This window comes from Cellulomonas sp. A375-1 (assembly GCF_001040865.1).
Classification (GTDB): domain Bacteria; phylum Actinomycetota; class Actinomycetes; order Actinomycetales; family Cellulomonadaceae; genus Cellulomonas; species Cellulomonas gelida.
Genome location: NZ_LFKW01000031.1, coordinates 78,923 through 99,661 on the forward strand (window position 1 = coordinate 78,923; position 20,739 = coordinate 99,661).

Below are 20,739 nucleotides of genomic sequence, written 5' to 3' on the forward strand. Positions count from 1 at the left end.
CTCTTCCGGCTCGTCCTGCGCGCCCTGCCTGCCGACCTTCCAGCCGGTCCAGACGAGGAACGCCCCGAAGAGGTAGAACACCCAGCTGAACGTGCTGACGATCGCGGCGCCCGCGAGGATGAACGCGGTGCGGAAGACCAGGGCGAGCACGATCCCGACGAGCAGGGCCGTCTGCTGGTACGGCCGGGGCACGGCGAACCGCGACATGATGAGCATGAAGACGAACAGGTTGTCGACCGACAGCGAGTACTCCGTCAGCCATCCCGCGAAGAACTCCCCGGCGTACTGCCCGCCCGACGTCGCCCACACGGCCAGGCCGAACGCGATCGCGAGACCGACGTAGAACGCGAGGTGGCGCAGGCACTCGGCGGTGCTGGGGACGTGCGGACGCCGTCCGACGACGACGATGTCGACGACCAGCAGTGCGACGACGATCCCGATCGAGACCGCCCAGACCAGCAGCGAGACGTCCACGTCACTCCTCCATGGCCGGGACCGCCGGCTCGGTGCGCTGGTCGTTGCGCGTCTTGATCAGGCTCGTGATCGTGGCGATCGCGAGCGTCCCGAGGATCACGGTGAGCGAGAGCCAGATCGGGATCTCCGGCGCCCACTCGACGTGCTCGCCACCGTTGATGAAGGGCAGCTCGTTGGTGTGCATCGCGTGCAGCACGAGCTTGATGCCGATGAAGCCCAGGATCACCGCGAGCCCCTGCGACAGGTAGACGAGCCGCTCCAGCAGGCCACCGATGAGGAAGTAGAGCTGGCGCAGGCCGAGCAGCGCGAACGCGTTGGCGGTGAAGACGATGTACGGCTCGGACGTCAGACCGTAGATCGCAGGGATGGAGTCGAGCGCGAACAAGATGTCCGTCGAGCCGATCGCCACCATCACCAGGAGCATCGGCGTCAGCACGCGGCGGCCGTCGATGCGGACCGTGAGGCGGTCGTCGTGGTACTCGTCCGTCGTCGGCAGCACCCGGCGCACGAAGCGCACCATGAAGCCGTTGCCGGCCGCGTCGTCGGGCGCCTCGTCGGCGTGGTCACGGGCCAGCTTGACGCCCGTGTAGACGAGGTACGCGCCGAACACGTAGAAGACCCACGACCACTGCTCGATCGCGGCCGCGCCGAGCAGGATGAAGATCGTGCGCAGGACCAGCGCGATCGCGACGCCCACCAGAAGGACCTTCTGCTGGAAGGCTCGCGGCACCGCGAACCTCGTCATGATGATGAGGAACACGAAGAGGTTGTCGACCGACAGGCTCTTCTCGGTCACGTAGCCCGCGAAGTACTCGGCGCCGAGGTCCCAGCCCGCGACGACCCCGAGCCCCACGCCGAACACGAGCGCGAGCGCGATGTAGACCGTCGACCACCACGCCGACTCACGGAAGGTCGGTTCGTGCGGCGTGCGCACGTGGGCGAAGAAGTCGAAGACGATGAGTCCGACGACGGCGACGCCGGTCAGGATCCAGACGACGTTGGGGACATCCACGAGATACTCCTCCGGTACGAGATGCGCGTCAGTACCGAAGGTCTCCCCCGCCCGCTGACCCGGGCCGACCGCACCGGGCTCCGACCGTCCGGAGCCAGGCCCTGTGACCTGGTGCTCCGAGCGGCGAGGTCCGTGATGACGACGCGGCCGATTGTGGGGTACTCCCCTTCACCGGTGGTCATCGTATGCGACGTAGCGGCGACCTGCTGTCCACCGTGCCGTCGATCGGCGTGCCGTCGATCACCATCCGCCGCGTCCCGGAGGTCGAGACGACCGCTACGCCGTCGCGGCCTGCATCTGCCGGAGCTCCTTCTTGAGCCCGGAGATCTCGTCACGCAGGCGGGCCGCGAGCTCGAACTGCAGCTCGGCCGCCGCGCCGTGCATCTGGTCCGTGAGGTCCTGGATCAGGCCCGCCAGCTCCCCGGCAGCGGCGCCGGTCAGCCTGGTCCGCTCGTCCCGCACCGCGGCCTGCGAACCGAAGCCCGGCACCGGCGCCTTGCCCCGGCTCGCCTGCCGCCCGCCGCCGCCCAGGAGCTCGGCCGTGTCGGCGTCCTCGCGCGCGAGAAGGTCGGTGATGTCGCCGATCTTCTTGCGCAGCGGCTGAGGGTCGATGCCGTGCGCGGTGTTGTACGCGACCTGCTTCTCGCGGCGGCGCGCGGTCTCCTCGATCGCCAGCTGCATCGCGGGCGTGATCTTGTCCGCGTACATGTGCACCTGGCCGGAGACGTTGCGCGCCGCGCGGCCGATGGTCTGGATGAGCGACTTCCCCGAACGCAGGAAGCCCTCCTTGTCCGCGTCGAGGATCGCGACGAGGGAGACCTCGGGCAGGTCGAGCCCCTCGCGCAGCAGGTTGATCCCGACCAGGACGTCGTACTCGCCCATCCGCAGCTCGCGCAGCAGCTCGACGCGGCGCAGCGTGTCGACCTCGGAGTGCAGGTATCGCACCCGCACGCCCTTCTCCAGGAAGTAGTCCGTGAGGTCCTCGGCCATCTTCTTGGTGAGGGTCGTCACCAGCACGCGCTCGTCGCGCTCGACGCGATCCCGGATCTCACCCAGCAGATCGTCGATCTGGCCCTTCGTCGGCTTCACGACGACCTCGGGGTCGACGAGGCCCGTGGGCCGGATGATCTGCTCGACGACGCCGTCCGCCATGGACAGCTCGTAGTCGCCGGGGGTGGCCGACAAGTAGACCGTCTGACCGATGCGCTCGACGAACTCCTCCCACCGCAGCGGGCGGTTGTCCGTCGCGCTGGGCAGCCGGAACCCGTGGTCGACCAGCGCGCGCTTGCGGGACATGTCGCCTTCGAACATCGCGCCGATCTGGGGCACGGTCACGTGCGACTCGTCGATCACGAGGAGAAAGTCCTCGGGGAAGAAGTCGAGCAGCGTGTTCGGCGCCGTCCCGGGGGCACGGCCGTCGATGTGCCGCGAGTAGTTCTCGATCCCCGAGCACGAGCCGACCTGACGCATGAGCTCGATGTCGTACGTCGTGCGCATGCGCAGGCGCTGCGCCTCGAGCAGCTTGCCCTGACGCTCCAGCTCGTCGAGCCGCGCCTCGAGCTCGGCCTCGATGCCGCCGATCGCGCGCTCCATGCGCTCGGGGCCCGCGACGTAGTGCGTCGCAGGGAAGATCATCATCTCGTCCTCAGCCCGCAGGACCTCGCCCGTGAGCGGATGCAGGGTCGCGATCGCCTCGATCTCGTCGCCGAAGAACTCGATCCGGATCGCGAGCTCCTCGTACTTCGGGATGATCTCGACCGTGTCGCCGCGGACCCGGAACGTGCCGCGCGTGAACGCCATGTCGTTGCGCGTGTACTGCATCTGCACGAACCGTCGCAGCAGCTGGTCGCGGTCCACCTGCTCACCGACCCGCAGCGTGACCATGCGGTCCACGTACTCCTGCGGCGTCCCCAGGCCGTAGATGCACGACACCGAGGCCACGACGACCACGTCACGCCGGGTCAGCAGCGACGACGTCGCGGAGTGCCGCAGGCGCTCCACCTCGTCGTTGATCGACGAGTCCTTCTCGATGTAGGTGTCCGTCTGCGCGATGTACGCCTCGGGCTGGTAGTAGTCGTAGTACGACACGAAGTACTCGACGGCGTTGTTCGGGAGAAGCTCGCGGAACTCGTTCGCGAGCTGCGCGGCGAGCGTCTTGTTGGGCGCCATGACCAGCGTGGGGCGCTGCACCTGCTCGATGAGCCACGCGGTGGTGGCCGACTTGCCCGTCCCCGTCGCCCCGAGCAGGACGACGTCCTTCTCGCCGGCGTTCAGGCGCGCGGCGAGCTGCGCGATCGCCTGAGGCTGGTCACCCGACGGGGTGTACTCCGAGATGACCTCGAACGGTGCGACGGTGCGCTGGAGCTCCGTGACTGGACGCATGGCACCACCGTACGTCGGACCACCGACACACCCGCCCCGAGCGGTGGGCGGCAGCCCACGCTCGGGGCGGGAGCGTCGAGGTCCAGGACGGCGATGCGAGAGCAGCGCACGGCCGGATGGTGTCAGTCCTTGCCGTCGACGACCGTCACGATGGCGTTCGGGTCCTCGCGCACGATCGACAGCACGTACCAGTCGATGAAGTCGGTGTAGGCCCGGAAGCCGAGCAGCTTGCGCTTCGCCTCGGGCACGAGGCCCGCCAGGCCGCCCTCCTTGGTCCGGAAGAACGTGATCGCCGTGCGCGCCGTGGTCCGGCCGACGGCGCGATCCGTCTTCGTGTCGAACCGCAGCACCTCGGAGCCGTCGAGGTGGTCACGCAGGGAGAACGTCGTCGTGTGCGGCGTGCGGCCCTCGACGCGGAAACGACCCGATGGGTCGTCGGTGGCGGTCGAGGCCTTCTCGGCGAGCTCCAGCATCCGGGCCTCGGAGAGCAGCGTCGATGCGACCGAGACCGACGCCCGTGTCTGAACGGGCTTGACCATCAGCTCGTACCTCCTTCTCGCGGCGACCCCATCGGCACCGGCTTGTGGCATCTATCGACACGCGGCACGTCAGGGTTGAGCCCCCCGCAGGCATCGGGCGGTTCGTCCCTTGCCTGCTCGGGACACTAGCGGTAGGCGGTCGGGCGCGGAATGCCCCGGAAGCGGGACTTGCGCGGCGCGGGCCGGCTCAGCCGTGCTGCGCGTCCGCCTGCTCGGCCTGACGCTCCTGGGCACGCTCGACGCACAGGCGGTCCCACAGGTCGTCGACCTGCGCACGCAGCTCCTCGTCGGTGCCCGAACCGTCGAGCACGACGTCCGCTACCTGCAGGCGCGCCTCGTCGCCCGCCTGCGCGGCCACGCGGGCCTCGGCGCCCTGCCGGTCCATCCCGCGGAGCCGGACGAGGCGCTCGACGCGCAGGAGTGCGGGAGCGTGCACCACCACGACGAGGTGGAACGAGTCGGCCTGCCCCGTCTCGACCAGCAGCGGGATGTCGTGCACGACGACGGCGCCGGGGTCGGCCGTCGCCGCGGCGGCCTCACGCTCCGCGCCGAGCCTTCGGACCACGGGGTGCACGATGGCCTCGAGCGCGCGCCGCCGTTCGTCGTCGCCGAACACGAGCGCCGCCAGCGCGGTGCGGTCGAGGCCGCCGTCCGCGTCGAGGACCGTCTCGCCGAACGTCTCGACCACCTCGGCCAAGCCCTCGGACCCGGGCGCCACCGCCTCGCGGGCGAGCACGTCGGAGTCGATCACGACCGCACCGAGCTCGTCGAACCGCCGCGCGGCCACGGACTTTCCCGCCGCGATCCCGCCTGTCAGACCGATCCGCTGCATGGACCCCATCCTGCCCGCCCGGCGCGAACCGCGCCCCTGCGGACCTCTCCGTGCGTGGCGGCCGGCCGGACGCCGCGCGCGAGAGCGCGGGTCGTCCCGCCGCGGACGACACCGGGCCGGCCACCCGAAGGTGACCGGCCCGGTGTCTCGACCGTCCGGGAGCACGCTCCCGGACGGTCAGAGGTGACTCAGTTGCCCGTGAGCTTCTCGCGCAGAGCGGCGAGCGCCTCGTCGGACGCGAGCGTGCCCGCGGCCTCGTCGGTCGACGAGGAGTACGTCGACGGCACGGGGCCACCGGCGGCGGGAGCGGACTCGGACGTCGCAGCCTCGGCGTCGGCCTTGGCGGCCTCGGCGACCTGCTTGCGGTGCGCCTCCCAGCGCTCGTGAGCGGCTGCGTACTGGGCCTCCCACGCCTCGCGCTGGGTCTCGAAGCCCTCGAGCCACTCGTTCGTGGCCGGGTCGAAGCCCTCGGGGTACTTGTAGTTGCCGGCCTCGTCGTACTCGGCCGCCATGCCGTACAGCGCGGGGTCGAAGTCCTCCGACTCGGGGTCGAAGCCCTCGTTCGCCTGCTTGAGCGACAGCGAGATGCGGCGACGCTCGAGGTCGATGTCGATGACCTTGACGAAGACGTCGTCGCCGACCTGGACGACCTGCTCCGGGATCTCGACGTGGCGCACGGCCAGCTCCGAGATGTGGACCAGACCCTCGATGCCGTCCTCGACGCGCACGAACGCACCGAACGGGACGAGCTTGGTGACCTTGCCGGGGACGACCTGGCCGATGGCGTGCGTCCGGGCGAACGCCTGCCACGGGTCCTCCTGCGTCGCCTTCAGCGACAGCGAGACCCGCTCGCGGTCGAAGTCGACGTCCAGGACCTCGACCGTGACCTCCTGGCCGACCTCGACGACCTCGGACGGGTGGTCGATGTGCTTCCAGGACAGCTCCGAGACGTGCACGAGCCCGTCCACGCCACCGAGGTCCACGAACGCACCGAAGTTGACGATCGAGGAGACGACACCGGGGCGCACCTGGCCCTTCTGCAGCGTCTGCAGGAAGGTGGAGCGGACCTCGGACTGCGTCTGCTCGAGCCAGGCACGGCGCGACAGGACCACGTTGTTGCGGTTCTTGTCGAGCTCGATGATCTTGGCCTCGATCTCCTTGCCCACGTACGGGCCGAGGTCGCGGACGCGACGCATCTCGACGAGCGACGCGGGCAGGAAGCCGCGCAGACCGATGTCGAGGATGAGGCCGCCCTTGACGACCTCGATGACGGTGCCGGTGACGACGCCGTCCTCTTCCTTGATCTTCTCGATCGTGCCCCACGCGCGCTCGTACTGCGCCCGCTTCTTGGACAGGATCAGCCGGCCTTCCTTGTCCTCCTTCTGGAGGACGAGGGCCTCGACCTCGTCGCCGACCTTGACGACCTCGCCGGGGTCCACGTCGTGCTTGATGGACAGCTCGCGGGAGGGGATGACGCCCTCGGTCTTGTAACCGATGTCCAGCAGGACCTCGTCACGGTCGACCTTGACGACGACGCCTTCGACGATGTCGCCGTCGTTGAAGTACTTGATGGTGGCGTCGATCGCGGCGAGGAGGTCCTCGGCCGTGCCGATGTCGTTGATCGCGACCTGCGGCGTGGCGGGCTTCGCGGGGGTGGAGATGCTCATGTAGTGGTGGGCTCCGATGCGGACAGGATGTAGTTCGAACAGGGATGGCGGGCACACCTCGACGACGGGATCACGTCAGGAGTGTTCTCGAGGTCCTCGACCACCCGACGAGCTCGTCGGGTCCGAGAGCTCGTGCGGGCACGCGAGAAAGAAGGCGCGCGGCACCGCCGTCCACCCTAACGGTGGACAGCGGAGCGGGTCAAAGCGTCGACCGAGGTCGGCGCGGGGTCACGCGAGCGCGCTCGCGACCGACAGGAGCTCGTCCGGGACGTGCTTGACCTTGCCGGCGACGTCCGCGAGCGGGACGAGCTCGACGCGGTCACCGCGCAGCGCCGTCATCACGTTCGACCGACCCTCGGTCACCGCGTCGATCGCCGCGACGCCGAACCGGCTGCCGAGGATGCGGTCCGTCGGGGTCGGGGTCCCGCCGCGCTGCACGTGCCCCAGCACGGTCACACGCGTGTCGAAGCCGGTGCGCTTCTCGATCTCGGCCTTGAGCCGCTCACCGATCGCCCCGGCGACGATCTCGCCGAACTTGCCCACCTGCGTCTCGTAGTGCATCGCCGTGCCCTCGGCGGGCACGGCACCCTCGGCGACGACGACGATCGAGAAGCTCGCGTGCGCGCGGTGCCGGTGCTTGAGGAACTTCTCGATCTTCTCGATGTCGAACGGGGCCTCGGGCGCGAGCACGAGCTCGGCGCCGCCGGCGATGCCCGCGGTCGTGGCGATCCACCCCGCGTGCCGCCCCATGACCTCGACGATCATCACGCGGTTGTGGCTCTCCGCGGTGGTGTGGATGCGGTCGACGGCCTCGGTCGCGACCGTCACCGCGGTGTCGAAGCCGATGGACTGGTCGGTCCCCCACACGTCGTTGTCGATCGTCTTGGGGATCGCGACGATCCGCACGCCCGCCTCGGCGATCTTGCTCGCCGCGTGCAGCGTCCCGTCGCCGCCGATGCAGATCAGCGCCTCGAGGCGCTCGGCCTCGAGCGTCGCCAGCACCGCGTCGATCCCGCCGTCGCTCGCGTGCGGGTGGAAGCGGGCGGTGCCGAGCAGCGTGCCGCCGACGGGCAGGACGTTGCGGATGTGCTGGCGTGACAGCGGCAGGACGTCACCGTCCACCACACCGCGCCAACCGTTCCGGAAACCCACGATCTGGTGGCCGTACTCTCCCTCGCCACGCTTGACGACGGCGCGTATCGCCGCGTTCAGCCCGGGGACGTCGCCACCACCGGTGAGCAGACCGACTCGCACGCGTGAGCTCCTTCATCGAACGACAGGGGGGCCGGCGCGCGTCGTCGGGCGTCCGTCCGGTCAGCCTATCGGCGTACCGGCGCGCCCTGCGGCCCTTCCGTCCCGGGTCGGGGTGTCGCCGCACCTCCCCCGGACCTCCCCCAGACTGGGGGCATGGCTCCCGACGCGCTCGAACCCGCCGCAGACGAGGACCTCGCCGAGGTCGCGTTCCAGCACGTCGCCGACGACGGCGCCGCGGGACGGCGGTGGTGGGACGCCAACGCTGCCGAGTACCTCGACGAGCACGGCGAGTTCCTGGGACCGGCTGACTTCGTCTGGTGCCCGGAGGACCTGCGGGAGGCCGACGCCCGCCTGCTCGGTGACGTCGCCGGTGCGCGTGTGCTCGAGGTGGGCGCCGGCGCGGCGCAGTGCAGCCGGTGGCTCGCCCTCCAGGGCGCCGACGTCGTCGCGACCGACATCTCCGAGGCGATGCTCGCGGCCGGCAGGCGGTACGACGAGGCGGCGGGGGTCAGTGTGCCGACCGTCGTCGCCGACGCTCGCCGGCTGCCCTTCCCGGACGCGACGTTCGACGTGGTGTTCACCGCCTTCGGCGCCATTCCCTTCGTCCCCGACGCCGGCGCGGTCCACGCCGAGGCCGCTCGGGTGCTGCGACCGGGCGGGCGCTGGGTGTGCGCCGTGACGCACCCCCTGCGATGGGCGTTCCCCGACGATCCGGAAGGGCTCACCGCGATCCGGTCGTACTTCGACCGGCGTCCGTACGTCGAGCTCGGGACGTCGGGGACCGTTCTGTACGCCGAGTACCACCGCACGCTGGGCGACCACGTCGCCGACCTCGTCGGGGCGGGGCTGGTGCTCGACCGCGTCGTCGAGCCCGAGTGGCCGGCCGGCCACGACCGGACCTGGGGCGGCTGGGGCCCGGTGCGCGGGGCACTGCTGCCCGGGACGGCGATCTTCGTCTCGCACCGGCCCTGAGGCGTGGCGGCGGGCGACCCAGGGCCGGGCCACCCGCCGCCACTACGTGCTCAGCGCACGCCCTCGCGCGCACCGCCCGTCATCAGTGCACGGTCGCCTTCTCGGCACCCGCGCCCGTGAGCGACCGGACCTCCATCTCCGCGAACTTCTCGGGGTGCGGCTTCTCCCGGCTCATGAGCGTCCCGACGATGCCGAGGACGAACGCGAGCGGGATCGAGATCAGACCCGGGTTCTCGAGGTCGATCAGGTGGAAGTCGATCGAGGTGTCGCGGATCATCGACAGGCTCGCCCCCGTCACCGGGTCGACCTTGCCCGAGACGACGGGCGAGAACGCGATGAGCACGATGCACGAGATCAGGCCCCCGTACATGCTCCAGAGCGCACCCGAGGTGTTGAAGCGCTTCCAGAAGAGCGAGTACAGGATGGTCGGCAGGTTCGCGCTCGCCGCGACCGCGAACGCCAGCGCGACGAGGAAGGCGACGTTCTGACCGTTCGCGAAGATCCCGCCGATGATCGCCAGGATGCCGATCGCGACGACGGTGATGCGCGCGACGCGCACCTCGCCGTCCGGCCGGATCTGCCCCTTCTTGATGACGTTGGCGTAGATGTCGTGCGCGAACGAGGTCGCCGCGGTGATCGTCAGCCCGGCCACGACGGCCAGGATCGTCGCGAAGGCCACCGCCGAGATGATCCCGAGCAGGATCGTGCCGCCGAGCTCGTAGGCGAGCAGCGGAGCCGCCGAGTTCACGCCGCCCGGCGCCGCCTTGATCGTCTCCGGCCCCACGAGGGCCCCGGCGCCGTAGCCGAGGACCAGCGTGAAGAGGTAGAAGATCCCGATGAGCCAGATCGCCCAGACGACCGAGCGACGCGCCTCCTTGGCGGACGGCACCGTGTAGAACCGCATGAGCACGTGCGGCAGGCCCGCCGTGCCGAGCACCAGGGCCAGCGCGAGGGACAGGAAGTTGAGCTGGCTCATCGCGGTGGCGCCGTACTGCTTGCCCGGACCGATGAGCGCCTCACCGCCCTCACCCGCCGCGTCGACCGCGCCCTGGATGACGCCGGACAGGCTGAACCCGAACTTGGCCAGCACCCACAGGGTCATCACGCCGGCGCCCACGATGAGCAGCACCGCTTTGATGATCTGCACCCAGGTGGTGCCCTTCATCCCGCCCACGAGGACGTACAGGATCATCAGCGCGCCGACGACCGCGATCACGATGCCCTGCGCGGCCGTGCCGCTGACCCCGAGCAGCAGCGCGACGAGGCCTCCGGCACCTGCCATCTGCGCCAAGAGGTAGAAGAACACCACCGTGAGGGTCGAGAGCGCCGCTGCCATGCGCACGGGCCGTTCCTTGAGCCGGAACGACAGCACGTCGGCCATCGTGAACCGACCGGTGTTGCGCAACAGCTCGGCGACGAGCAGCAGCGCGACGAGCCACGCGACGAGGAACCCGATCGAGTACAGGAAGCCGTCGTATCCGTTGAGCGCGATCGCACCGCAGATGCCGAGGAACGATGCCGCGGACAGGTAGTCGCCCGCGATGGCGGTCCCGTTCTGCGGGCCGGTGAACGACCGGCCGGCCGCGTAGTAGTCGGCCGCGGTCTTGTTGTTCCGCGACGCGCGGAACACGATGACGAGCGTCACGAGGACGAACAGCGCGAAGATCCCGATGTTGACCGCGGGTTCACCGATCTGCTCGGTGGCCGCCGCTGCGAGCGTCGCCCCCTCGGCGCGGGCGCTCATGCGAGCTCACCGCCGCCCAGCTCGCCGTCCTCGATCTTGGCCCGCAGCTCCTCTGCCACGGGGTCCTGCCGGTCGTTCGCCCACCGCGCGTAGATCATCGTGATCGCGAACGTCGAGACGAACTGCCCGAGCCCGAAGAGCAGCCCGACGGTGATGTTGCCCCAGACCTTCGTCGCCATGAAGCCGTGGGCGTAGTTCGCCAGCAGGACGTAGACGAAGTACCAGACGAGGAACAGCGCCGTCATCGGGAAGACGAAACGACGGAACCTGCTGCGTAGTGCTTGGAAGTCCGGGCTGTCCTGGACGACCTGGTAGGGCGTCCGGGGTGGTGGTTCGTTGAGCGTCTCGGACACGTGAGTCCCCTCCCGCACGGAAGGCAGCCTGATTGCCGCCGGCAGCGAGTGTGACGCAGAACACGTCATCCCGCCGGTCGACACACCGGACATTTCGGCGAAACGAATCGCTCAGGTCCCGAAAGAGTCGGGGCGCGGTTCGCGCTCGCGCGCCGCCCTCGAGAGCCCTCCGACGCGTGTCGGTGCCGCCTCGTGCCCGCTCGGCTCCGGTCAGCCGGTGCACTTCTTCTTTGCAACGGCCGCGAGCGTGTTCGCGGGCGGCGTCGTCTTGCACCACAGCGCGCCGGAGATCTCCGACGTCCACGACGTCACCTTGCCTGGCACCTTCGTCCAGATCCACGACCCCTGCAGGCAGGCGGGCTTGTAGTACGTGAAGCTGCCGCTCGCCTGTCGCGTGCCCTGGTAGAAGACTGACGTGCCTGGCTGGACGGTGTAGGTCTCGCTGACCGTGCTCGAGGTCGTCCTCGCGCCGCTCGCCTGCAACGACAGGCTCGTCTGGCCCTCCAGTCCACCGATCGGGAGGCTCGCGGAGACCTTGGCCGACGTGGTGAAGGTGACAGCCGCCGTCACTGTCGCGCTCACCGCCATCGTCTTCGTCCGCGATCCCGCCTTCGAGGTGTAGTTCTCAACCACGGCGTGATGGGTGAGCACGTACTTCTTCGTCACGGACGACCACTTCCAGTACGGCTTCGGCGCCGTGCCGCACTTGCGTCCGGGATCGGGTTCGAACCCGGTCCCCACGGCGGCCGACGGCCCGGCCGCGGCGAGTACGAGACCCAGACCCATGAGTAGTGAGGCGACGGCCCCCACGATGCGCTTCACCGGACATCCCTTCGTTGTCGCATGACTCGTACGCGAGCACGAGTAGGCGCTGTGCCTGTGCGACTGGGGCGAACCTTATCGCCGGAATGTCCCCTTCGCGGGCTTGCGTCCAAGGCGGTGACGCGCAACGTCAGTGGCCCGCCTCGTGCCAGCTCGCACCCACGCCGACGCTCACGTCGAGCGGCACGTCGAGCCGCCCGCCGGGCAGTCCCGCGTCCGCCTGCGCCATCTGCTCGCGCACGAGCTGCTCGACCTCGTCACGCTCACCTGGGGCGACCTCGAGGACGAGCTCGTCGTGCACCTGGAGCAGCATGCGCGACGTCAGCTCGCGACGACGCAGCTCACGGTCGACGCCCAGCATCGCGAGCTTGATGAGGTCCGCCGCGCTGCCCTGGATCGGCGCGTTGAGCGCCATGCGTTCCGCCGCCTCGCGCCGCTGCCGGTTGTCGCTCGTCAGGTCCGGCAGGTACCGGCGGCGGTCGAGCACCGTCGCGGTGTACCCCGTCGCCCGGGCGGTGCCGACCACGCCGGTCAGGTACTCGCGGACGCCGCCGAACCGCTCGAAGTAGTCCTTCATCAGCTCGGAGGCCTCGGAGACCTCGATCGAGAGCTGCTGCGAGAGGCCGTACGCCGAGAGCCCGTAGGCGAGCCCGTAGGACATCGCCTTGATCTTCGAGCGCTGCGCCGCGGTGACCGAGTCGGTCGGGACGCCGAACACGCGAGACCCGACATAGCTGTGCAGGTCCTCGCCCGAGCGGAACGCCTCGATCAGGCCCTCGTCCCCGGACAGGTGGGCCATGATCCGCATCTCGATCTGCGAGTAGTCCGCCGTCAGGAGCGACTCGAAGCCCGGACCGACCACGAACGCGCGGCGGATCTGGCGGCCGGCGTCCGTGCGGATCGGGATGTTCTGCAGGTTCGGGTCGGTCGAGGACAGCCGGCCTGTCGCCGCGATGGTCTGCTGGAAGGTCGTGTGGATCCGCCCGTCCGGCGCGATCGACCGCTGCAGGCCCTCGACCGTCTGCCGCAGCCGGATCGCGTCCCGGTGCGCCAGCAGGTGCTCGAGGAACGGGTGCTGCGTCCGCGCGAACAGGTCCGTCAGGGCGGCCGCGTCCGTCGTGTAGCCCGTCTTGATGCGCTTGGTCTTCGGCATCTGCAGCTGGTCGAACAGGACCTCCTGCAGCTGCTTGGGCGAACCCAGGTTCACCTCGCGTCCGATCACCGCGAACGCCTCGTCGGCCGCGCGCGTGACCTCGCCGTCGAACGATCGCTCGAGCTCACGCAACCTCGTCGCGTCCACGGCGATACCCGTGGCTTCGACGCGCACGAGCACGTCCTGCAGCGGGAGCTCGAGGTCGGCCAGCAGATGCGTCGCGCCGCGGTCCGCCACCTCCGAGTCGAGCACGTCCGCGAGATCACGGACCGCCGCCGCGCGCACAGCGGCACGGCGGTCCTCGCCCGTCCCGTCGAGCTCGAGGTCGAGCGCGCCCTGCCCGCCGTCGCCGGCGTCGTCCTCGCCGAGCTCGCGGTGCAGATAGCCGATCGCGAGGTCGGGCAGGTCGTACGCACGGCGGTCGGGCTGGCACAGGTAGGCCGCGAGCTCGGTGTCGCTGACGACGCCTGCCAGCGACAAGCCACGGCCTCGCAACGCGTGCGCCGCGACCTTCGCGCCGTGGACGACCTTCGGGGCGCGGGCGTCCGCGAGCCACGCCGCCAGAGCCTGCTCGTCGACCGGGGCCACCTGCGCGAGGTCGACCACGACTGCGCGTCCCTCCGCATCGGCGACCGCGAGACCCCAGGCGTCGCCGCCCGCGGGCGCACCGCTGCCGCGCACGTCGAGTCCCAGCACGACGCCCGACCGGGCCTCGAGCCACGCACCGAGCGCGCCCTCGTCGAGCTCGTCGAGCTCGAGTGCAGCAGCGGCGACGGCGACGGCCGCCACGCTCGACTCGTCGGGCAGCATCGCGAAGAGGCGGTCGCGCAACGTGCGGAACTCGAGCTCGTCCAGGATCGTGTGCAGAGCCTGGCGGTCCCACTCGCGCGCCTCGAGGTCCTCGGGGCCCATCGGCAGCTCGAGGTCCGTCACGAGCTGGTTGAGCTCGCGGTTGAGCTGGACCTGCGCGAGGTTCTCGCGCAACGACTCCCCCGCCTTGCCCGTGATCCCGTCCGCGGCGGCGACCACGCCCTCGAGGTCGCCGTACTGCGTGAGCCACTTCGCGGCCGTCTTCGGACCGACGCCCGGCACGCCGGGCAGGTTGTCCGACGTCTCGCCGACGAGCGCGGCCAGGTCGCTGTACCGCTCCGGGGGCACGCCGTACTTGGCGCTGACCGCCTCGGGCGTCATCCGGGCGAGCTCCGAGACTCCGCGCACGGGGTACAGCACCGTGACGTCGTCGCGCACGAGCTGGAACGAGTCGCGGTCGCCCGAGCAGATCAGCACCTGCATGCCCTGCGCGCGCGCCTGTGTCGTGAGGGTCGCGAGCACGTCGTCCGCCTCGAACCGCTCCTTGGTGATGACCGGGATGTGCAGGGGTTCGAGCACGCGCCGGATCACGTCGACCTGACCGCGGAACGGCTCAGGCGTCGCGTCGCGCGTGCCCTTGTACGCCTCGTAGCGCTCGGTGCGGAACGTCGTCCGCCCCAGGTCGAACGCCACCGCGACGTGGGTGGGCTGCTCGTCGCGCAGCAGGTTGGCGAGCATCGACGTGAAGCCGAACACGGCGTTCGTCGGCTGGCCCGACGAGGTCGCGAAGTTCTCCACAGGAAGGGCGAAGAACGCGCGGTACGCCATCGAGTGGCCGTCGATCAGGAGAAGACGTGCGGGTCCGGCGGGACGTGCGGCTGGCTGTTCGTCGCTCACGGGTGTCAACCTATCTGCCATGTCCGACACACCCGTGCTCACGTCCGACCCCCGCCTCGACGAGCGGGGCACCCTGATCGAACGCCTGGGGATCGTCGTGAGCGAGCTCAGCGCCGAGCACGCGGTGGCCACGATGCCCGTCGCGGGGAACACGCAGCCGTTCGGTCTCCTGCACGGCGGCGCGACGGCCGCGCTCGCGGAGACGCTGGGCTCCTATGCCGCGGTCGTGCACGCCGGGCCCGGCAGGACGGCCGTCGGGATCGAGCTGAACGCCACGCACCACCGCTCGGCGCGCCAGGGCGTCGTCACCGGTACGGCGAAGGCCGTGCACCTGGGGCGCAGCCTCGCGGCCTACGAGGTGGTGATCGAGGACGAGTCCGGGAGGCGCCTGTGCACCGCCCGGTTGACCTGCATGATCATCGACGCCCTGTGATCGGGACCGGACGGACCGCCGTGGAGACCGCGCGGTCGATGCGCATGCCGAGGCTCGCGGACTGCTCCGGATCGGCCGGCTGACGCGCGGCGCGCGCCTGCCGACGACGCGCGATGAGGTCCTCGAGCCCACGGGACGAGGGCCGACGCGACGCGACGACCGTCGCGCCGTGGTCGTGGAGCAGCCGCCGCTGGAGCGCCGCCGTCCCCGCGACCCGGAACGCCGCGGCAGGTGCGAAGCCGAGCCGCGCGAGGAAACGCTGCATGCCACGCGCACCCGGTAGCGGCGCGGCATAGACCTCCGCCGCGCCGTTCTGCTCGGCCACCGCGGCGGCGTGCGCCAGGAGCGTGTGCCCGAGTCCCCGCCGGCGCGCGGTGTTCATCACGTAGATCGCCTCGAGGGCGAGCGAGGTCGAGTCCGCGAAGAGGCTCGGACCCACCAGGCGACCGAGCAGGAGACCTGCCGGCTGGTCGTCGATGGTCCCGACGAGGACGATGCCGCCCTCGACTGCCAGGAGCGCTCCCAGCTGGCGGGCCAGGCGGTCCGTGGCGTCGGTGCAGAGCTGGGCGCCGGTCCCCGCCTCCTTGCGCGCCTCGAGGCACAGGTGGACCAGGTCGTCGAGGTCTTCGGGCAGCGCAGCGCGTGCTTGCACTCCGGGACGCACGTTGGTCTACCTCCGGCGGATGAGGGGGCTCCGGACTCCGGCACCCCTCGCTGCCCACGACGGCGCCGACGTCGATCATGGCCCACACCTGGTCGCTGTGCCTAGTCCCGCCCAGCGAACCCTCACGCCACGCGCCGACGACACGCCGGGCATGGGTACGATCCCGGCGAGTCTGTGACATCACCCGTCTGCGCGTCCGATCGTGCGACACGCAACGAACCACTGGGCAACCCGAAACGAGACCGACACAATCAGTCCCTAACGTCGGCCGGGCTCGCGTCCGTACCGACCGGTAGCCCGCTTGGTGAACGCCCGGACGCAGTGTCGCGTCCGGGCGTCGCCCCCGGCACATGGCGCGTCGACAGCACGAAGACGAACTGACACGCAGGACCACCGCCTGACCCCCGGGACGGTGTTGCGAGCACAGGACGGAGGTCCTCGGTGAGCGCTCTCGCCCATCCAGGACGAGCACCGGGCAGGAACCGACGCGAACGATCGGCGTCACCACGGACACGCACGCTCACGGGCGTCCTCACGCTGGTGGCCACGGCGGTTCTGGCCGTGGTCCTGCAGGCGTGGCCCGCGGCGGCGAGCGCGCAGCCGTGCGTTCCCGACGCGTCGACGGGGTGCGTGGTCGGCACGATCAAGACGGCGGACGGACAGCCCGCGGCCGGGGTCGCACTGAGCGTCGACGGCGCCGGTGGTGCCTCCGCGGCTACGACCGGTGACGACGGCACGTGGGCGGTCCCGGTGACCGTGGCCGGCGAGTACACCGTCACGATCGACCCCGCGACGCTCCCCGAGGGCGAGCAGCTGCGCGACCCCACGGCCACGTCGCGGACCGTCAAGGTGCTGCTGAACTCCCAGTCACGCGTGCTCTTCGCACTCGGCGCGCCGACGACCGGCACGCCGACCGAGCAACCCGAACCGGGTGCGACGTCCGCGCCGCCCGCCGACAAGCCGGGCAGCGACGCGTCCTCGGGTGCTGGCGGAATCTCGGGCAAGCGCGTCGCCCAGCAGCTCGCGAACGGGCTCGTCTTCGGCCTGCTGCTCGCGCTGGCGTCGGTGGGTCTGTCCCTCATCTACGGGACGACCGGGCTCTCCAGCTTCGCGCACGGCGAGCAGGTCACGCTGGGCGCGATCCTCGCCTACTTCTTCGTGCAGGTCGTCGGCATGGACCTGTGGCTCGCGGCCGTCCTCGCCACGCTGCTCGGCGCGGCCTCGGGCTGGCTGCAGGACGCGGGCATCTGGCGTCCGCTGCGCCGGCGCCGGGTGGGCCTGACCCAGCAGATGATCGTGACCATCGGTCTGTCGATGGTCCTGCAGTACCTGTTCCAGTTCCTCCTGGGCGGCGGCAGGCTACGCATCGACACGAGCAACCCGAAGCCGGTCTCGCTCGGCCCCGTGACGCTCACGGTGCAGAGCCTGCTCTCGGCGGGCATCGCGGCCGTCGTGCTCGCGGGCGCCGCGGCGTTCCTGCTCTACACACGCACGGGCCGGGCCACGCGGGCGGTCTCCGACAACCCCGCGCTCGCCGCTGCCTCCGGCATCGGAGTGGAACGCGTGATCCGGATCGTGTGGACCGGAGCGGCCGGCCTGGCGGCCCTCGGCGGCGTCCTCGTCGGCCTCTACTTCCAGTCCACCGCCTGGAACATGGGAGGCACCGTCCTGCTCCTGATGTTCGCGGCCGTGACCCTCGGCGGTCTGGGCACCGCGTGGGGTGCGCTCGCCGGCTCGCTCGTGATCGGCGTCGTCGCCGAGATGTCGAGCCTCGTCATCCCGTCGGACATGAAGTACGCCGGCGCGCTGCTCATCCTCATCCTCGTCCTCCTCGTGCGACCGCAGGGCATCCTCGGTCGCCGGGACCGGATCGGCTGAGGCCAGGAGGGACACCATGGACTGGACCAGGATCCTCATCAACGTCGCCGGCGAGGCGTTCGCGCCCGCCACGGCGGCCTACGCCCTCGCGGCGATCGGCCTCAACATCCACTTCGGCATGACCGGGCTGCTCAACTTCGGCCAGGCGGGCTTCATGCTGCTCGGCGCCTACGCCTACGCGATCACCGCGATCGCCGGCTGGCCGTTCTTCGCGTCGGTGATCGCCGCGATGGTCGCGGCCGTCCTCTTCGGGATCCTGCTCGGCATCCCGACGCTGAAGCTCCGCGGCGACTACCTGTCGATCGTCACGATCGCGGCGGCCGAGATCGTCCGCATCATCAGCAGATCCACGTCGCTGACGTGGCTCACTGGCGGCAACTCCGGACTGTCCGGCGGCGACGGGTACAAGTCGTCGTTCGAGTCGTTGTGCCCGTTCCCGGACGGCACGACGACGATCTGGCTCTGGACGTACCCGAACTGCACGTCCAGCTCGTGGTGGCTGCGGCTCGTCGCCTGGGTCGCGGTCGCGATCGGGTGCGTGCTCGTGTGGCGCTGGATGCGCAGCCCGTGGGGCCGCGTGCTCAAGGGCGTGCGCGAGGACGAGGACGCGGTGCGCGCTCTCGGCAAGAACGTCTACGGCTACAAGATGCAGGCGCTCGTCCTCGGCGGCATCGGCGGTGCGATCGCGGGCATCTTCTACACGTTGCCGACCTCGGTCCAGGCGGATGCCATGGGCCGCACGATGACCTTCAACATCTGGACGATCCTGCTTCTCGGCGGAGCCGCGACCGTGTTCGGACCGGTGCTCGGGTCGATCCTGCTGTGGACCGTGTTCATGCTCGTGAAGAGCGTGCTGCGCGACGCCGAGCTGTCGTTCATCTCCAGCACGCAGTCCGAGGCGTTCTCGTGGATGCTCGTCGGCCTGACCCTCATGCTCCTCGTGATCTTCCGGCCACAAGGAATCCTCGGCGACAAGAAGGAGCTGGCGATCGATGTCCGCTGAGACTCCCCCGAACCCCGCGCCCCGCGGTGACGGCGACGCGCCGGCCCCGCCGCGCGAGCGCATCGCCCGGGAGCTGGCGGATGTGCCTCGCCTGCCCGGCGCGCCGAAGCCCGACCCGATCATCGTCGCCTCCGGCGTCCGCCGGACCTTCGGCGGCATCCACGCGGTCGACGTCGAGCACCTCGAGGTGCAGCGCGGCGCGATCACGGCGCTGATCGGCCCGAACGGCGCGGGCAAGACCACGCTGTTCAACCTGCTGACGGGCTTCGACCGCGCCGACGTCGGCGAGTGGTCCTTCGAGGGCCAGCCGGTCCACGGGCGGACCGCGGCCCGCATGGCGGCGGCCGGGATGGTCCGCACGTTCCAGCTCACCAAGGCGCTGTCGCGCATGACCGTGATCGACAACATGCGCCTCGGTGCCACGGCCCAGCGCGGCGAGAACGTCCTGGCGTCGCTGCTCCCCACGCTCTGGCGGGGCCAGGAGGCCGACATCACGGCCCGTGCCTACGAGCTGCTCGAGCGCTTCAAGCTCGACACCAAGGCGGACGACTTCGCCGGCAGCCTGTCCGGTGGTCAGCGCAAGCTCCTCGAGATGGCGCGCGCCCTGATGACCAGGCCCACCATGGTGATGCTCGACGAGCCCATGGCCGGGGTGAACCCCGCGCTCACGCAGTCGCTCCTGGGTCACATCCAGGGCCTGCGCGACGAGGGGATGACCGTCCTGTTCGTCGAGCACGACATGCACATGGTCCGGCACATCTCCGACTGGGTCGTCGTCATGGCCGAGGGCCGCATCGTCGCCGAGGGGCCGCCCGAGACGATCATGCAGGACCAGGCCGTCGTCGACGCCTACCTGGGCGCGCACCACGACACGGACCTGGGCGACGACGCGTTGCTCGTCGACGACGTGGTCGAGCAGTACGAGGCAGAGGCCGAGGCCGAGGAGGCGACGCAGTGACCACGCAGACCACGTCACCGGACGTGCACCGCGGCGCACCGGACGGCGAGCCGCTGCTCGACGCGGTCGACCTGTACGCCGGCTACCTGCCGGGCGTCGACATCCTCAACGGCTGCAACCTCGTGCTGCACCCGGGCGAGCTCGTGGGGATCATCGGCCCCAACGGCGCGGGCAAGTCCACGCTGCTGAAGGCGCTGTTCGGGCTCGTGCCGATCCGCGAGGGCACGGTGACGCTCGGCGGAGACGAGATCACCAACCAGCGCGCCGACAAGCTCGTGCGCCGCGGCGTCGGCTTCGTCCCCCAGACGAACAACGTGTTCCCCTCGCTGACCATCGAGGAGAACCTGCAGATGGGGATCTTCCAGGACCACAAGCGGTTCGCGGAACGCTTCGAGTTCGTCACCGACATCTTCCCGGCCCTGGCCGAGCGCCGTCGGCAGCGTGCCGGCTCGCTGTCCGGGGGCGAGCGGCAGATGGTGGCCATGGGCCGCGCGCTCATGATGGAGCCGTCCGTGCTGCTGCTCGACGAGCCGTCGGCCGGGCTCTCCCCGGTCCGGCAGGACGAGGCGTTCCTGCGCACCCGCAAGATCAACAAGGCCGGGGTGTCGATCGTCATCGTCGAGCAGAACGCGCGGCGGTGCCTGCAGATCTGCGACCGCGCGTACGTGCTGGACCAGGGCCGCAACGCCTACTCCGGCCCCGGCCGCGAGCTCATGCACGACCCGAAGGTCATCCAGCTCTACCTCGGCACCCTCGCGACCGATGTCGAGGCCGCCGCCAAGGACACGACGACGGACTGACCTCCCGCCGAGAGACGCGAGGGGCTCGGGCAGCTGCGGCCGCCCGAGCCCCTTCGTCGTCCCCAGCGCGTTCGCCGTCGCCCGGCCGGCCG

17 protein-coding genes and 1 pseudogene are annotated in these 20,739 nt (G+C 70.4%); 6 read left to right on the forward strand and 12 right to left on the reverse strand.

The annotated features are described in order from the left end of the window. The 7 genes and pseudogenes from CWIS_RS19210 to CWIS_RS03395 form a co-directional block, all read right to left on the reverse strand. Positions 1–474 (reverse strand): annotated as a pseudogene (locus tag CWIS_RS19210) (TerC family protein); the annotation flags it as partial. Between the two features lies 1 nt (position 475). Beyond that, the gene (locus tag CWIS_RS03370) at positions 476–1,486 is read right to left on the reverse strand and encodes a TerC family protein (protein WP_048341803.1); all 1,011 of its coding nucleotides are present in this window, start codon (positions 1,484–1,486) and stop codon (positions 476–478) included. Positions 1,487–1,762: 276 nt separating this feature from the next. After that, complete coding sequence (gene uvrB / locus CWIS_RS03375) at positions 1,763–3,868, reverse strand: excinuclease ABC subunit UvrB (RefSeq protein ID WP_048341804.1); 2,106 nt, start codon at positions 3,866–3,868, stop codon at positions 1,763–1,765. A gap of 122 nt (positions 3,869–3,990) precedes the next feature. Further along, positions 3,991–4,407, reverse strand: coding sequence for a hypothetical protein (locus CWIS_RS03380; RefSeq protein WP_048341805.1), 417 nt, complete (start codon positions 4,405–4,407; stop codon positions 3,991–3,993). A gap of 187 nt (positions 4,408–4,594) precedes the next feature. Continuing rightward, positions 4,595–5,239 carry a dephospho-CoA kinase gene (gene coaE, locus CWIS_RS03385; RefSeq protein ID WP_048341806.1) on the reverse strand — a complete coding sequence of 215 codons (645 nt, stop codon included), beginning with the start codon at positions 5,237–5,239 and terminating at the stop codon, positions 4,595–4,597. Positions 5,240–5,427: 188 nt separating this feature from the next. After that, entirely contained in the window at positions 5,428–6,906 is a 1,479-nt protein-coding gene (gene rpsA / locus CWIS_RS03390) for a 30S ribosomal protein S1 (protein WP_048341807.1), read from the reverse strand. 228 nt (positions 6,907–7,134) lie between these two features. After that, on the reverse strand, positions 7,135–8,160 hold the full coding sequence (locus CWIS_RS03395) for a 6-phosphofructokinase (RefSeq protein ID WP_048341808.1): 1,026 nt from the start codon (positions 8,158–8,160) through the stop codon (positions 7,135–7,137). A gap of 153 nt (positions 8,161–8,313) precedes the next feature. On the opposite strand from CWIS_RS03395, the gene CWIS_RS03400 reads away from it, so the two are divergent. Then, positions 8,314–9,132 carry a class I SAM-dependent methyltransferase gene (locus CWIS_RS03400; protein WP_048341809.1) on the forward strand — a complete coding sequence of 273 codons (819 nt, stop codon included), beginning with the start codon at positions 8,314–8,316 and terminating at the stop codon, positions 9,130–9,132. An 82-nt stretch (positions 9,133–9,214) separates the two neighbouring features. Here the strand turns inward: CWIS_RS03400 and CWIS_RS03405 are convergent, their stop codons facing one another. The 4 genes from CWIS_RS03405 to polA all read right to left on the reverse strand — a co-directional run bounded on the left by CWIS_RS03405 (position 9,215) and on the right by polA (position 14,932). Then, positions 9,215–10,876, reverse strand: coding sequence for a cation acetate symporter (locus CWIS_RS03405; RefSeq protein ID WP_048341810.1), 1,662 nt, complete (start codon positions 10,874–10,876; stop codon positions 9,215–9,217). Further along, positions 10,873–11,229 (reverse strand): DUF485 domain-containing protein, encoded by a 357-nt coding sequence (locus CWIS_RS03410; protein ID WP_048341811.1) that lies wholly within the window; start codon positions 11,227–11,229, stop codon positions 10,873–10,875. Before CWIS_RS03410 ends, CWIS_RS03405 begins: the two co-directional genes overlap by 4 nt. A 210-nt stretch (positions 11,230–11,439) precedes the next feature. Then, on the reverse strand, positions 11,440–12,051 hold the full coding sequence (locus CWIS_RS03415) for a hypothetical protein (protein WP_156186527.1): 612 nt from the start codon (positions 12,049–12,051) through the stop codon (positions 11,440–11,442). A gap of 130 nt (positions 12,052–12,181) precedes the next feature. Next, entirely contained in the window at positions 12,182–14,932 is a 2,751-nt protein-coding gene (gene polA / locus CWIS_RS03420; protein ID WP_082156174.1) for a DNA polymerase I, read from the reverse strand. On the opposite strand from polA, the gene CWIS_RS03425 reads away from it, so the two are divergent. After that, the gene (locus CWIS_RS03425; protein ID WP_048341814.1) at positions 14,931–15,344 is read left to right on the forward strand and encodes a hotdog fold thioesterase; all 414 of its coding nucleotides are present in this window, start codon (positions 14,931–14,933) and stop codon (positions 15,342–15,344) included. The genes polA and CWIS_RS03425 overlap by 2 nt on opposite strands. On the opposite strand, the gene CWIS_RS03430 is transcribed toward CWIS_RS03425, so the two are convergent. Next, positions 15,328–15,996 (reverse strand): GNAT family N-acetyltransferase, encoded by a 669-nt coding sequence (locus CWIS_RS03430; protein ID WP_231583647.1) that lies wholly within the window; start codon positions 15,994–15,996, stop codon positions 15,328–15,330. The genes CWIS_RS03425 and CWIS_RS03430 overlap by 17 nt on opposite strands. A gap of 552 nt (positions 15,997–16,548) precedes the next feature. Between CWIS_RS03430 and CWIS_RS03435 the strand changes: the two genes are divergently transcribed. Genes CWIS_RS03435 through CWIS_RS03450 form a run of 4 tightly spaced genes read left to right on the forward strand, consistent with a single transcriptional unit; the run spans position 16,549 to position 20,647 of the window. Beyond that, positions 16,549–17,886 (forward strand): branched-chain amino acid ABC transporter permease, encoded by a 1,338-nt coding sequence (locus tag CWIS_RS03435; protein WP_229747560.1) that lies wholly within the window; start codon positions 16,549–16,551, stop codon positions 17,884–17,886. A gap of 16 nt (positions 17,887–17,902) precedes the next feature. Continuing rightward, positions 17,903–18,889 carry a branched-chain amino acid ABC transporter permease gene (locus CWIS_RS03440; protein ID WP_048341817.1) on the forward strand — a complete coding sequence of 329 codons (987 nt, stop codon included), beginning with the start codon at positions 17,903–17,905 and terminating at the stop codon, positions 18,887–18,889. Continuing rightward, a complete protein-coding gene (locus CWIS_RS03445) occupies positions 18,879–19,847 on the forward strand; it encodes an ABC transporter ATP-binding protein (protein ID WP_082156176.1) in 969 nt (322 codons plus the stop codon). The genes CWIS_RS03440 and CWIS_RS03445 overlap by 11 nt, the downstream gene beginning before the upstream one ends. 23 nt (positions 19,848–19,870) lie before the next feature. Then, positions 19,871–20,647 carry an ABC transporter ATP-binding protein gene (locus CWIS_RS03450; RefSeq protein ID WP_369796466.1) on the forward strand — a complete coding sequence of 259 codons (777 nt, stop codon included), beginning with the start codon at positions 19,871–19,873 and terminating at the stop codon, positions 20,645–20,647. Positions 20,648–20,739 lie beyond the last annotated feature (92 nt).